The 13749-nt window shown below is 71.7% G+C and carries 11 protein-coding genes; 9 read left to right on the top strand and 2 right to left on the bottom strand.

Annotated features, from left to right (window positions below; translation table 11 throughout):
* Positions 1 to 577, top strand: a 577-nt coding sequence (locus HY68_RS01075; RefSeq protein ID WP_041983488.1) for a hypothetical protein, incomplete at its 5' end; no start/stop codon positions are given.
* 31 nt (positions 578 to 608) lie between these two features.
* Here HY68_RS01075 and HY68_RS01070 read toward each other — a convergent pair.
* On the bottom strand, positions 609 to 848 hold the full coding sequence (locus HY68_RS01070; protein WP_041983486.1) for an antitoxin: 240 nt from the start codon (positions 846 to 848) through the stop codon (positions 609 to 611).
* Positions 849 to 1007: 159 nt separating this feature from the next.
* Here HY68_RS01070 and miaA point away from each other — a divergent pair, with 159 nt between their 5' ends.
* The 6 genes from miaA (at position 1008) to hflX (ending at position 8888) form a co-directional block, all read left to right on the top strand.
* On the top strand, positions 1008 to 1946 hold the full coding sequence (gene miaA, locus HY68_RS01065; RefSeq protein ID WP_041983484.1) for a tRNA (adenosine(37)-N6)-dimethylallyltransferase MiaA: 939 nt from the start codon (positions 1008 to 1010) through the stop codon (positions 1944 to 1946).
* A 107-nt stretch (positions 1947 to 2053) separates the two neighbouring features.
* Positions 2054 to 2509: a hypothetical protein gene (locus HY68_RS01060; protein WP_041983481.1), complete on the top strand. Its 456-nt coding sequence runs from the start codon at positions 2054 to 2056 to the stop codon at positions 2507 to 2509.
* Between the two features lie 35 nt (positions 2510 to 2544).
* Positions 2545 to 3456: a diaminopimelate epimerase gene (gene dapF, locus HY68_RS01055; protein WP_241778448.1), complete on the top strand. Its 912-nt coding sequence runs from the start codon at positions 2545 to 2547 to the stop codon at positions 3454 to 3456.
* 137 nt (positions 3457 to 3593) lie between these two features.
* Positions 3594 to 5669: an HD domain-containing protein gene (locus HY68_RS01050; protein WP_041983478.1), complete on the top strand. Its 2076-nt coding sequence runs from the start codon at positions 3594 to 3596 to the stop codon at positions 5667 to 5669.
* Between the two features lie 105 nt (positions 5670 to 5774).
* A complete protein-coding gene (locus tag HY68_RS01045; protein WP_041983476.1) occupies positions 5775 to 7226 on the top strand; it encodes a M1 family metallopeptidase in 1452 nt (483 codons plus the stop codon).
* Positions 7227 to 7370: 144 nt separating this feature from the next.
* The gene (hflX, locus tag HY68_RS01040) at positions 7371 to 8888 is read left to right on the top strand and encodes a GTPase HflX (protein WP_041983474.1); all 1518 of its coding nucleotides are present in this window, start codon (positions 7371 to 7373) and stop codon (positions 8886 to 8888) included.
* 110 nt (positions 8889 to 8998) lie between these two features.
* Here hflX and HY68_RS01035 read toward each other — a convergent pair whose 3' ends face one another.
* A complete protein-coding gene (locus HY68_RS01035) occupies positions 8999 to 10174 on the bottom strand; it encodes a hypothetical protein (RefSeq protein ID WP_241778447.1) in 1176 nt (391 codons plus the stop codon).
* Positions 10175 to 10474: 300 nt separating this feature from the next.
* Here HY68_RS01035 and HY68_RS01030 point away from each other — a divergent pair, with 300 nt between their 5' ends.
* Both HY68_RS01030 and HY68_RS01025 read left to right on the top strand, forming a co-directional pair.
* Positions 10475 to 11845 (top strand): diaminobutyrate--2-oxoglutarate transaminase family protein, encoded by a 1371-nt coding sequence (locus HY68_RS01030; RefSeq protein ID WP_041983470.1) that lies wholly within the window; start codon positions 10475 to 10477, stop codon positions 11843 to 11845.
* A 37-nt stretch (positions 11846 to 11882) separates the two neighbouring features.
* Positions 11883 to 13739 (top strand): IucA/IucC family protein, encoded by a 1857-nt coding sequence (locus HY68_RS01025; protein ID WP_041983468.1) that lies wholly within the window; start codon positions 11883 to 11885, stop codon positions 13737 to 13739.
* Positions 13740 to 13749: the final 10 nt, after the last annotated feature.

Below are 13749 nucleotides of genomic sequence, written 5' to 3'. Positions count from 1 at the left end.
GCTGCTGGTCGTCGGACCCGCCGAGCAGGCGCAGCGCGGACCGTATCCGCAGGGCGCCACGGGATCGTTCCGCGGCTTCGGCGTCGAGGCCGACGTGACGCTGGGGAGCGCCGCCGGCGGCACGGCCGGTGAGCGCCCGCTGCCCACTTCCCTCGCGGTGGCGTCCTGGCTGCTGGAGAGCGTCCGCTGGTCCGCTTCCCCCGTCGAGGGTCTGGGCGTGGGAGAACCGCTGGCCGCCGAGCGGTGCCTGCGGACCGGACGGGACATCGCCGCGCAGCCAGGCCGTACCGCACTGCTGGTGATGGGGGACGCCAGCGCGTGCCGCACCGTCAAGGCGCCGGGTTATCTCGACGAGCGGGCGGCCGGGTTCGACGCGGAGGTGGCACGCGCCCTGGGAGCTGCGGACATCGCCGCGCTCGCGGCGCTCGACGCGGAGCTGGCACAAGAACTCAAAGCGGTGGGCCGGGCACCGTGGCAGATCCTCGCGGGCGCCGCCGAGGGCACAGCCCTGGGCGGCGCGCTGCTGTACGACGAGGCGCCCTACGGCGTCGGATATCTGGTGGCCGCCTGGTCGTGACCGGGCAGACCACCCCGGCGGCGCAGGAGAATCAGGCGGCGGGCGGCGGGGGAGTGCCGTCGTCCTTCTGGGAGATCCGGTCGAGCGCGTCCTTGGCCTTGCCCGTGCCGGTCTCGATCTTGCCGCTGTACTTGCCCTTGGTCTTCTCGTCCACGGTCCTGGCGGCCTTGTCCAGGCCCTGACCGATCTTGTCCCCGTGCTGCTGCGCGAGGTCGGAGACCTTGTCCTTGGCCGGCGAGAGTTTGGCCTTGAAAGAATCCATGAAGCCCATGGGCCACCTTCTCTCGATCAACTGCACATCAACTGGCAGGGACAATCGCCCCATCTCCTTCTCAGCGTACTCAGGGGTGCCGGATTCCGCTCCGCCGGCGATTCCGCCCCGTCGACAACGCGTGTGGGGCGCGGCCCGCGCGTTTGCGAGACTGGGGAGGTGAGAACCGCAGCTCCCGCACCGCGGGTCATCGCCGTCGTCGGTCCCACCGCGGCAGGCAAGTCCGATCTGGGCGTTCATCTCGCCCGGCAACTCGACGGTGAGGTAGTCAACGCAGACTCCATGCAGCTGTACCGCGGAATGGACATCGGAACGGCCAAGCTGACCGCGGAGGAACGCGCCGGTGTCCCGCACCACCTGCTGGACATCTGGGAGGTCACGGAAGCCGCCAGTGTCGCCGAGTACCAGAAGCTGGCCCGGATCGAGATCGACCGGCTGCTCGCGGCCGGCCGCACCCCGGTACTCGTCGGCGGCTCCGGGCTCTACGTACGCGGCGCCATCGACGCCCTGGACTTCCCCGGCACCGACCCCGAGGTGCGCGCCAGGCTGGAGGCCGAGCTGACGCTGCGCGGCTCGGGCGCGCTGCACGCCAGGCTGTCGGCGGCCGACCCGCAGGCGGGCCGCGCGATCCTGCCCAGCAACGGCCGCCGGATCGTGCGCGCGCTCGAAGTGATCGAGATCACCGGCAAGCCGTTCACCGCCAATCTGCCGGGTCATGACGCCGTGTACGACACCCTCCAGATCGGGGTCGACGTCGCCCGCCCCGAACTCGACGCACGGATCGCCCTGCGGGTCGACCGGATGTGGGAGGCGGGTCTGGTGGACGAGGTGCGCGCGCTGGAAGCGGCCGGCCTGCGAGAAGGGCGTACGGCCTCCCGCGCCCTCGGCTACCAGCAGGTGCTCGCCGCGCTCGCCGGGGACTCCACCGACGAGGAGGCGCGCGCCGAGACCGTACGCGCCACCAAGCGCTTCGCGAGGCGTCAGGACTCCTGGTTCCGGCGCGACCCGCGGGTGCACTGGCTGGGCGGCGGAGCCGAGCATCGGGAGGAACTCCCCGACCGTGCGCTGGCGTTGGTCGAACGAGCGGTCACAGCCTGATCACGTGATGGCATCGGGACGCTCCGGCCGTCAATTCGGCGCCCGGGAGCGTGCCATCATCGAGCATCGATCGACAGGTGGAGTCCGAGTTGGGAGGGCGCGTGGCGATGGAGGCCGGCCCTCGAAACAGCGATTCCGCGACCGAGCGGCCCGAGGACACGCGGCGCCCCCAGGACGACGCGCCGCGGCTCAGCCCGGACGGTCCTGACGAGGAGGACGTGGCTCCCGAGGTCGAGGTGGAGCTGCGCCCGCAGCGCAAGCTCCGGATCTGGCAGCTCGCCCCGATCGTGGCGCTCGCCGGTGTCGGCTCGCTGATGTTCGCCTTCCCGCTCGCCTTCGGCACCGGGGACGGCGGAGCCGTCGTCGCGATGCTCGGACTGCTGATCAGCTGCTGCGCCGCGGGCTGGGGCATGATGGCCGCCCGCAAGGTCGGCTACACCTGGCCGGGGCTGCCCTCCAGGGCCTCCGGAGAGCGCGCCGACTGGCGGTTCGTCGCCCTGTACCTGGTGGTCGCCGCGGCCGTGGTCGCCCTCGCGGTCTGGCGCGTCGCGCGGCTCCGCTGATCCGTACGCCGGGCCCCAGCTCGTACGATGGAGCCGTGAGCACCTCGCAGATCTCCCCGATCGCCTTCCTCAAGGGCCACGGGACCGAGAACGACTTCGTGATCGTCCCCGACCCGGACAACGCCATCGACCTGCCCGCCCGCGCCGTGGCCACGCTCTGCGACCGCAGGGCCGGGGTCGGCGGCGACGGCCTGCTGCATGTCGTGCGGTCCGCCGCGCACCCCGAGGCGCAGGACATGGCGGCCGAGGCCGACTGGTTCATGGACTACCGCAACGCCGACGGGTCCGTCGCCGAGATGTGCGGCAACGGCATCCGGGTCTTCGCGCGCTACCTCGCGCGGGCGGGCCATGTCGAGGCGGGCGATCTGCGGATCGCCACCCGGGCCGGCGTCAAGCGGGTCCATCTCGCCAAGGACACCGCGGGCGGCTCCGGCGCGGCCGGGACGGGGGACATCACCGTCGAGATGGGGAGCGCCACGCTTCCCGGCACCGAGGTACGGGTCGCGGTCGGCGACCACGAGTGGCCCGCGCGCAACGTCAACATGGGCAATCCGCACGCGGTCACCTTCGTCGACGACCTGACGCGGGCCGGCGAGCTGTACACGGCACCGTCCGTCACCCCGGCGTCCGCCTACCCCGACGGGGTCAACGTCGAGTTCGTCGTCGACAGGGGCCCGCGCCACGTGGCCATGCGCGTCCATGAGCGCGGCTCCGGCGAGACCCGCTCCTGCGGTACCGGCGCCTGCGCCGTGGCCGTCGCGGCCGCCCGCAGGGACGGCCAGGACCCGGCCAGCACCGGAGCACCCGTCACCTACACCGTCGACCTGCCCGGGGGCCGACTGGTCGTCACCGAGCGTACGGACGGCGAGATCGAGATGACCGGGCCCGCCGTGATTGTCGCCGAAGGGCACTTCGACCCGGTGTGGCTTGAATCGGTCATTGCCTGAAACTCGCTCGAATGGGTGATCAGTTTCACGCTGGGCAAGAGCTGGTCTGGTCCACGTGGTGGGCTCGATAGCATCAAGCACCGGCCCCGAGGGCGCTCCTGCTCCTCCACCGCCGGTCGAAGCTGCCGGAGGTGCCCATGAGTGCAGAGGCCACCAGCCCTGGTGCCCACAGTCGCAAACGCGGCCTGCCCAGGATCGACCTCCGCAGAATCGGCAGGGCCGCCCTGCTCGGCCCTGCCTCCAGAGACCGGCTGCCCGACGCCATGGGCCATGTCGCCGAGGCCCATCGGGCGCATCATCCCGACGCCGATCTCGCGGTCCTGCACAAGGCGTACGTACTGGCCGAGGCATCCCACCGCGGCCAGTACCGCAAGAGCGGCGACCCGTACATCACCCACCCGCTCGCGGTGACGCTGATCCTCGCCGAACTGGGCGCCGAGACCACCACGCTGACCGCGTCCCTGCTCCACGACACCGTCGAGGACACGGAAGTGACGCTCGATCAGGTGCGGGCGGAGTTCGGCGACGAGGTCTGTTATCTGGTCGACGGCGTGACCAAGCTGGAGAAGGTCGACTACGGCGCCGCGGCCGAGCCGGAGACCTTCCGCAAGATGCTCGTCGCCACCGGCAACGACGTCCGGGTGATGTCGATCAAGCTGGCCGACCGGCTGCACAACATGCGCACGCTCGGGGTGATGCGCCCCGACAAGCAGGCCCGCATCGCCAAGGTCACCCGCGACGTGCTGATCCCGCTCGCCGAACGGCTCGGTGTCCAGGCGCTCAAGACCGAGCTGGAGGACCTGGTCTTCGCGATCCTGCGCCCCGAGGAGTACGAGGAGACCCGCGCCCTCATCGCCGACAACGCGACGGCGGGCGACGCGCTCGCCGCCATCTCCGAGGACGTCAGGAGCGCGCTGCGCGAGGCCGGCATCACCGCCGAAGTCCTCGTCAGGCCACGCCACTTCGTCTCCGTCCACCGGTCGAAACTCAAACGCGGCGAACTGCGCGGCTCGGACTTCGGCAGGCTGCTGGTGCTGGTCGGTGAGGACGCCGACTGTTACGCGGTCCTCGGCGAACTGCACACCTGCTTCACGCCGGTGATCTCCGAGTTCAAGGACTTCATCGCGGCGCCCAAGTTCAACCTGTACCAGTCGCTGCACACCGCCGTCGCGGGACCCGACGGCGCGGTCGCCGAAGTCCTCATCCGTACGCACCAGATGCACAAGGTCGCCGAGGCCGGTGTCGTCGCGCTCGGCAACCCGTACGCCTCGGTCGAAGCGGCCGAGGAGCCGGCCGGCGAGCGCGCCGACCCCACCAGGCCGGGCTGGCTCTCCCGGCTGCTGGAGTGGCAGGAGGCGGCGACCGACCCCGACACGTTCTGGACGACGCTCCGCGACGACCTGGCGCAGGACCGGGAGATCACCGTCTTCCGCGCCGAGGGCGGCATGCTCGGACTGCCGGCCGGCGCGACCTGTGTGGACGCCGCGTACGCGCAGCACGGCGAGGCGGCCCACGGCTGTCTCGGCGCCCGGGTCAACGGCCGGCTCGCGCCGCTGAGCACCGTGCTGAGCGACGGCGACACGGTCCAGCTGCTGCTCGCCCAGGACGCCACCTCAGGCCCCTCGCCCGAATGGCTCGACCACGCCAAGACCCCGGCCGCCCGGATCGCGATCAACGGCTGGCTCGCCGCGCACCCCGAGGCGGTGAAACTCCCCGACGCCGCTCCCCGCCCGCCGGCCGCCCAGAGCGCCGGCCAGCGCGGGGCCGCCAACGCCGTCGTGGGGCTGCCGAACGCGACCGTACGGCTCGCCGGGTGCTGTACGCCCGTACCGCCCGACGAGATCACGGCCTTCGCCGTGCGCGGCGGCGCCGTCACCGTGCACCGGGTGGAATGTTCCGCCGTGGCGCGGATGGAGGCATTAGGCCGTAACCCGGTCGAGGTGAGCTGGACGGACGCGGCGGAGTGCCGGGTCACGCTGTACGCGGAGTCCTTCGGGCGGCCCCGGCTGCTCGCCGACCTCACGGAGGCCATCGCGACCGCGGGCGCCGGCATCGTCTCGGCGACCGTGGAGCCGCCCAGCAGACAGCGCGTACGGCACACCTACACCCTGCAGCTCCCCGACGCGGCGAGTCTGCCGGGGCTGATGCGTGCCATGCGGGACGTACCGGGCGTGTACGACGTCAGCCGGGCGCAGCACTCGACGACCGGCTGAGACAGGCCGGCGAGCGGCAGCCGGGCGCGCGCCCGGCTGCCCCTTTCGAGTGGGAACGGAGCGCGCCGCCCCCGCGCACCCGGCGGCCACTGGTAGCGGTGGTCCATGCTGCTCACCTCCCGCCGGCTGCGCGCCGCCCTGCTGGCCATCGCCTCCGCCACCCTCGTCGCCGCGACCCTGCCGGCGCCGGGGCCGCTGGGCATCGGCGATCCGCTCTTCCCCGAACTCGGCAATCCCGGCTACGACGTACGCTCCTACGACCTCGACTTCACGTACGGCGGCGACAACACCAAACCGCTGGACGCCGTCACCAAGATCCACGCGGTGGCGACCGAGCGACTGGAGCGGATCAACCTCGACTTCACCCACGGCACCGTCCGCTCCGTCGAGGTCAACGGCGCACCCGCGCAGTTCGAGACGGCGGGCGAGGACCTGGTCGTCACCCCGGCGGAGCCCGTCGAGGCCGGCGCCCGGATGTGGGTCACGGTCGGTCACACCAGCGATCCGACCGGCACGGCCGGCGGCTGGGTGCGCACCACCGACGGCCTGGTGATGGCCAATCAGGCGAACGCCGCCCACCGGGTCTTCCCGAGCAACGACCACCCGGCGGACAAGGCGTACTACACCTTCCACGTCACGGCGCCGCAGAAGCTGACGGTCGTCGCCAACGGACTGCCCGTGGACAGCCGCCGCCACGGCGCGAGCACCACCTGGACGTACCGCACCAGCCACCCCATGGCCTCCGAGCTGGCCCAGGTCTCGATCGGCGGCTCGGCCGTCCTGCACAGGGAAGGCCCGGACGGCCTGCCCGTACGGGACGTGGTGCCGGCGGCCGACAAGGCGAAGCTGGAGCCCTGGCTGGCGAAGACACCGGACCAGATCCGCTGGCTGGAGTCGAAGATCGGCCCGTACCCCTTCGAGACGTACGGGGTGCTGATCGCGGGCGCCGACACCGGCTTCGAGCTGGAGACCCAGACGCTGTCGCTCTTCGAGCGCTCGCTGTTCACCCGCCCCGAGTACCCCGCGTGGTACGTCGAGTCGGTCATGGTCCACGAGCTGTCCCACCAGTGGTTCGGCGACAGCGTCTCGCCGCACAGCTGGTCCGACGTGTGGCTCAACGAGGGGCACGCCACCTGGTACGAGGCGCTGTACGCGCAGGAGCACGCCAAGAAGCCGATGGAGACGCGGATGAAGGACGCGTACGCCCTCTCCGACGGCTGGCGGGCGGCCGGCGGCCCGCCTGCGGCGCCCGCGCCGCCGGTACCGGGACAGCAGATCAGCCTGTTCCGCCCGGTCGTGTACGACGGCAGCGCGCTGGTCCTCTACGCGCTGCGCGAGGAGATCGGCACGGACGCCTTCTCCCGGCTGGAGCGCGAGTGGGTCCGCGAGCACCAGGACGGCAACGCGACCACGGCCGACTTCGTGCGGCTGGCCTCGGAGGTCGCCGGGCGTGATCTGTCCGGCTTCTTCCAGGCGTGGCTGTACGGGACGAAGACCCCGCCCATGCCGGGACACCCGGACTGGCACAGCCAGCCACCCGCCGAGAACGGTGCGTGAAACCCATGTGACGACCGGGTCCCGCCGTGTCACCATCAACGGGTCGGCGACGCGGCCGGAAGGCAGTACGGCCGGGAATCAATCCGGGCCGTCACGCGTTGTGACGGTTGTAGCAGTAGTTTCTGATTTCGACGTAAGGATCAAATGACCTCCTCTTCTTCCCCTTCCCAGGACGCGCAGAGCTTCGCGGATGCCAGCAATACGGATCCCCGCACGGACAGCCTTCGGGCGAACGCCCTGATGGAAGAGGACGTCGCCTGGAGCCACGAGATCGACGGAGAGCGGGACGGCGACCAGTTCGACCGTTCCGACCGGGCCGCCCTGCGACGTGTGGCCGGCCTCTCCACCGAGCTCGAAGACGTCACCGAGGTCGAATACCGCCAGCTCCGCCTCGAACGCGTGGTGCTCGTCGGTGTGTGGACGTCGGGGACGGCGCAGGACGCGGAGAACTCCCTCGCGGAGCTCGCCGCCCTCGCCGAGACGGCCGGTGCGCTCGTGCTGGACGGTGTCGTCCAGCGCCGCGACAAGCCGGACGCCGCGACGTACATCGGCTCCGGCAAGGCGAACGAGCTGCGGGACATCGTCCTGGAGACCGGCGCCGACACCGTCGTGTGCGACGGTGAACTCAGCCCCGGCCAGCTCATCCACCTCGAAGACGTCGTCAAGGTCAAGGTGGTCGACAGGACCGCCCTGATCCTCGACATCTTCGCCCAGCACGCCAAGTCCCGTGAGGGCAAGGCGCAGGTCGCGCTCGCGCAGATGCAGTACATGCTGCCGCGACTGCGCGGCTGGGGTCAGTCGCTGTCCCGGCAGATGGGTGGCGGCGGCGGTGGCGGCATGGCCACACGCGGTCCCGGTGAGACCAAGATCGAGACGGACCGGCGGCGGATCCGCGAGAAGATGGCGAAGATGCGCCGGGAGATCGCGGAGATGAAGACCGGCCGCGAGATCAAGCGGCAGGAGCGGCGCCGCCACAAGGTGCCGTCGGTCGCGATCGCCGGATACACCAACGCGGGCAAGTCGTCCCTGCTCAACCGGCTCACCGGCGCGGGTGTCCTGGTGGAGAACGCGCTGTTCGCCACCCTGGACCCGACCGTGCGCCGGGCCGAGACACCCGGCGGGCGGCTCTACACGCTGACCGACACGGTCGGCTTCGTCCGGCACCTGCCGCACCACCTGGTCGAGGCGTTCCGCTCCACGATGGAGGAGGTCGGTGACTCCGACCTGATCCTGCACGTGGTCGACGGCTCGCATCCCGCACCGGAGGAGCAGCTGGCCGCCGTCCGCGAGGTCGTACGCGACGTGGGCGCGGTCAATGTCCGCGAGATCGTGGTGATCAACAAGGCCGACGCGGCCGATCCGGTGGTGCTCCAGCGGCTGCTGAGCGCCGAGCGCCACGCCATCGCCGTGTCGGCGCGCACCGGACAGGGCATCGCCGAGCTGCTCGCGCTGCTCGACATGGAGCTGCCGAGGCCGCAGGTCGAGGTCGAGGTGCTCGTGCCGTACACGCACGGGGGGCTGGTCTCGCGGATCCACGCCGAGGGCGAGGTGCTGTCCGAGGAGCACACCCCGGAGGGCACGCAGCTCAAGGCCCAGGTCCATGAGGAGCTGGCTGCGGCGCTCGCGCCGTACGCCCCGGTCGCCGTACCGGCTGCCACCTGATCGAGAAGCAAACGACGGCCCGTCCCCTCGACCGAGGGGACGGGCCGTCGTCCTGACGTGCACCGGCTCACCGGTCCGGACTCAACGGACTGGGCTCACCGGTCCGTTGCTCACTGGCCTGCGAACTTCTTGCTGACGCCGTCGTAGACGCCCTTGGCCACGTCACCGAGGCGGGGGCCCGCCAGCCAGCCGGAGGTCACCGGGCCGATGGAGGTGTTGGAGACCAGCGCGGGCTTGCCGTCGGAGCCCTTCGCGACCCAGCCGCCGCCGGAGGAGCCGCCCGTCATGGTGCAGCCGACGCGGTACATCGTGGGGTCGGACTCGTTCAGCGAGAGCCGGCCGGGCCGGCCTTCGCACTGGTAGAGCTTCTGGCCGTCGAAGGGCGGAGCCGCCGGGTAGCCGGTCGCCGTCAGGTCGGCGATCTTGGGTGTGGCCGGTGCGTTGAAGTTCACCGGCAGGGCCGAACCGACCGTCTCCTCCAGGGACTTGCCGCTGCCGCCCTTCTCCGGGGTGACATGGAGCACCGCGTAGTCGTACGGAGCGCCGAGCCCGCCGCTCGACGCGCCCTGCGCGATCCACTGGTCCGAGGTCTGCGCCCAGTCCGCCCACCACACGCCGTCGGGCGCGACTTCTTCCTTGGGCGCGTTCTGCAACGCGTCGGTCGACAGACCCTTGTTGTTGTACGCCGGCACGAAGGCGAGGTTGCGGTACCAGCCGCCCGCCTTGCCCGCGTGGACGCAATGGCCCGCCGTCCAGACCAAGTTGGACTTGCCCGGGTGCGCCGGGTCCTCGACCACGGTCGCCGAGCAGACCATCGAACCCTCGGGCCCGTCGAAGAACAGCTTGCCGGAAGCGGGGGCGCTGTCGGCGTAAGGCGCCTTCACCGCGCGGGCGTTGACCGGCTCGGGCGTCGGGTCGGTGACACCCTGGTCACCCGAGGTGTCGTTGGGGACGGGCGTCTCCGGCGGCTTGTCCGCCTCGCGCATCCGGTCCTGGTCCCACAGTCCCGCGATGATCGGGTTGATGTAGTCCCTCGCCTCACGCAGCCACTTGTCCTTGTCCCAGTTCTTCCACTCGCCGCCCCGCCACTTGTCGAGGTCTATCCCGCGGGCCTTCAGCCGCTCCTTCAGGTCGTCCGGGATCTTCACCTTGCCGTCGGACGAACTGCTGGGCGCGGCACTCGGCTTGTCGCTCGCGTCGTCGTCGCCCGGCCCGCAGGCCGTGGCGGTCAGAGCGAGTACCGCGGCGACTGAAGCCGCGGCAAGCATCGGACGAATGGGTCGCATGACGTGATCCCCCTGGGACTTCGGTACAGAACTGATGGCGCGAATGGAACAGTTGACGCATCCTCGCTCACGGTCGCGGGGCCAGGACGCGGTCCACCACTATGCCGGTCCCGGGCGGGACCTTTCACAGCAGGTCCGTGGTTCCGGGCCGCAACGATCTTCGGACGACCCGTGATCCCCGGGATCCGGTGTCGTTGGTACGAACGGAGGACACCGGTCAGCGTTCCCCGTCGAACGCTCGGCGGTCGAGCGCCGTACTGACGTGCAACGCAACTGTGACAACGGGAGGACCGACAAGCCGTGGCCGTGACCGAACCCGCGCCGGTGGCACCGACCGTCGCACACGAAGGCATTCTCCGCCGCCAGGCCCAACGCGAGTCGGCGGCCCGCACCTACGCGCGGTCCCTGCCGATCGTGCCGGTGCGGGCCAGGGGGCTGACGATCGAAGGGGCCGACGGGCGCCGCTACTTGGACTGTCTGTCCGGAGCGGGCACCCTGGCCCTCGGGCACAACCACCCCGTGGTCCTGGAGGCGATCCGCAAAGTCCTCGACTCGGGCGCCCCGTTGCACGTCCTGGACCTCGCGACCCCCGTCAAGGACGCCTTCACCTCCGAACTCTTCGCCACCCTGCCGGGGAAGTTCGCCGACCACGCCAAGGTGCAGTTCTGCGGCCCCGCAGGCACCGACGCCGTCGAGGCGGCCCTCACCCTCGTCAGGACCGCGACCGGCCGTAACGGACTGCTCGCCTTCACCGGGGCGTACCACGGCATGACCAGCGGAGCCCTGGCCGCTTCGGGCGGCGCCCGGGACGTCCAGGTGACCCGGCTGCCGTTCCCGCAGGACTACCGCTGCCCGTTCGGCGTCGGCGGCGAGCGCGGCGCCGAACTGGCCGCCCGCTGGACCGAGAACCTGCTCGACGACCCCAAGGGGGGAGTGCCGGCCCCGGCCGGCATGATCGTCGAGCCGGTGCAGGGCGAGGGCGGGGTGGTACCGGCCCCGGACGGCTGGCTGCGCCGGATGCGCCGGATCACCGAGGACCGGGGCATTCCCTTGATCGCCGACGAGGTGCAGACAGGCGTCGGACGGACGGGTACCTTCTGGGCGGTGGAGCACAGTGGGATCACCCCGGACGTCATGGTGCTCTCCAAGGCCATCGGCGGCTCCCTCCCGCTCGCCGTGATCGTCTACCACTCGGACCTGGACTGCTGGCCGCCGGGAGCCCACGCGGGCACCTTCCGGGGCAACCAACTGGCGATGGCGGCGGGCACGGCCACCCTCGCCTACGTACGGGAGAACGGACTCGCCCGGCGCGCCGCGCAGCTCGGCGACCGGATGCTCGGCCAACTGCGGCAACTCGCGGGCCGGCACCCCTGCGTCGGGGACGTACGGGGCCGGGGGCTGATGATGGGCGTCGAGATCGTCGCCCCCGAGCCCGACGGCACCGCCCCCGCCCCGACGGATCCCGGTCTGGCCGCAGAGATCCAGCGGGAGTGCCTGAGCCGTGGACTCATCGTCGAACTCGGCGGACGCCACAGCGCCGTCGTACGGTTGCTCCCTCCGCTCACCATCACCGACGAACAGGCCGTGGCCGTCCTCGACCGCTTCGCCGACGCCCTGGCCGCCGCCGAGCGTTCCGCGCTCCGCCGGACTCGGACCGGATCCTCGTACTGACCCCGTGACCCCGGACCCCCATACAAGGAAGCCCTCCGTGAACCCCACACCCGTTCCCGATGTGCCGGCGCACACCCCCCTCACCGTCGAGTCGGCCACGGTGCCACGGCAGCAGACGGGAGCCGCCGACGAGCTGCGCGGGTCCGTCGCGGAGACCGCCGCGGACCGGCCGGCCGGCGACCACCTCGACCACCCGGACCCGCAGCAGGCGGCGGACGCGGCGGCCGTCGAGAACCTGCTGCGCTGCTGGGCCAGGGAGAACAACCTCGCCCGGCCCGAGGGCGACGTGCTGCGCATCCCGCTCACCATGAGCGGCACCGCCCTGCTCGCGCCCGTCCGGTACTGGTCGGCCACCGGCTGGCACCGCTTCGGACTGCCCTCCCTGGAGAGCGCCCCCGCCGGGGCGCCCGAGGTGGAGGCCGTCACCCTCGCGTCGCTGCTGGCCCGTGAGTCGGGCCGGCAGCAGGGCGCCGACCTGGCCGGCAGGGTCGCCGACTCCGTGCACCGCACGGCCGACTTCGTCGCCGAGCGCCGCCGCCGTCCCGAAGCCCCCGCCGACACCGACCTCTTCCTGACCGCCGAGCAGTCGCTGCTCCTCGGCCACCCCCTCCATCCCACCCCCAAGAGCAGAGAAGGGCTCTCCGAGACCGAAGCCCGGATCTACTCACCGGAGTTGCGCGGCTCCTTCCCCCTGCACTGGTTCGCCGTCGACCGGTCCGTACTCGCCACCGACTCCGCCTGGACCGAGCAGGGCAGGCTCGTGCCCGCCGAGCGGCTCACCGCCCGGCTCCTCGGCGACGTACCGCTACCCGACCACACCGTCGCCCTGCCCCTCCACCCCTGGCAGGCGCGGGAGTTGACGCACCGTCCCGCCGTCGCGCGCATGCTCGGCGCGGGCCTGCTCCACGACCTCGGCCCGCACGGCGCGCCCTGGCATCCCACCTCCTCCATCCGTACCGTGCACCGCCCCGGTACGCCGGTCATGCTCAAGCTCTCCCTCGGCCTGCGGATCACCAACTCCCGCCGGGAGAACCTCCGCAAGGAACTCCACCGGGGCGTCGAGGTGCACCGGCTGCTGCGCGCCGGACTCGCCGCGCGGTGGACGGCGGCCCACCCCGGCTTCGACATCGTCCGCGACCCCGCCTGGCTCGCCGTGGACGGCCCGGACGGCCGACCGGTCGGCGGACTCGACGTGATGCTGCGCCACAACCCGTTCGGCCCGGCCGACGACGCCGTCTGCATCGCCGGACTCACCGCGCCCCGGCCCTACCCCGGCCACCCGGGCGTCCACTCACGGCTGGCCGCCGTCATCTCCGGCCTGGCCGCCCGTACCGGCCGCCCGCAGACAGCCGTGGCCGCCGAGTGGTTCCTGCGCTACCTCGACCAGGTCGTACGGCCGGTGCTCTGGCTGGACGGCGCCGCCGGCATCGCCCTTGAGGCACACCAGCAGAACACGCTGGTCCTGCTCGACCCGCAGGGCTGGCCCGTCGGCGGACGCTACCGCGACAACCAGGGCTACTACTTCCGCGAGTCCCGCCGCGCGGACCTGGACCGCGGCCTGCCCGGGATCGGCGTGGTCAGCGACACCTTCGTCTCCGACGCGGTCACCGACGAGCGGTTCGCCTACTACCTCGCCATCAACAACGTGTTCGGCCTGATCGGGGCCTTCGGCTCGCAGCGGCTCGCCGACGAGCGCGTACTCCTCGCCGCCTTCCGCCAGTTCCTCACCCGGGCGGTCTCCCTCGGGTCCCCGCTGCCCGGCCGGCTGCTGGACGCGGACACGCTGCGCTGCAAGGCCAATCTGCTGACCCGGATGCACGGCCTCGACGAACTCGTCGGTCCCGTCGACACCCAGTCCGTCTACGTCACCATCACCAACCCCCTTCGCCGCTGACCGAACACGA

This window comes from Streptomyces sp. AcH 505 (genome assembly GCF_000818175.1).
In the GTDB taxonomy this organism is placed as follows: Bacteria; Actinomycetota; Actinomycetes; order Streptomycetales; family Streptomycetaceae; genus Streptomyces.
This window is presented reverse-complemented; position numbering and strand designations above follow the sequence as displayed.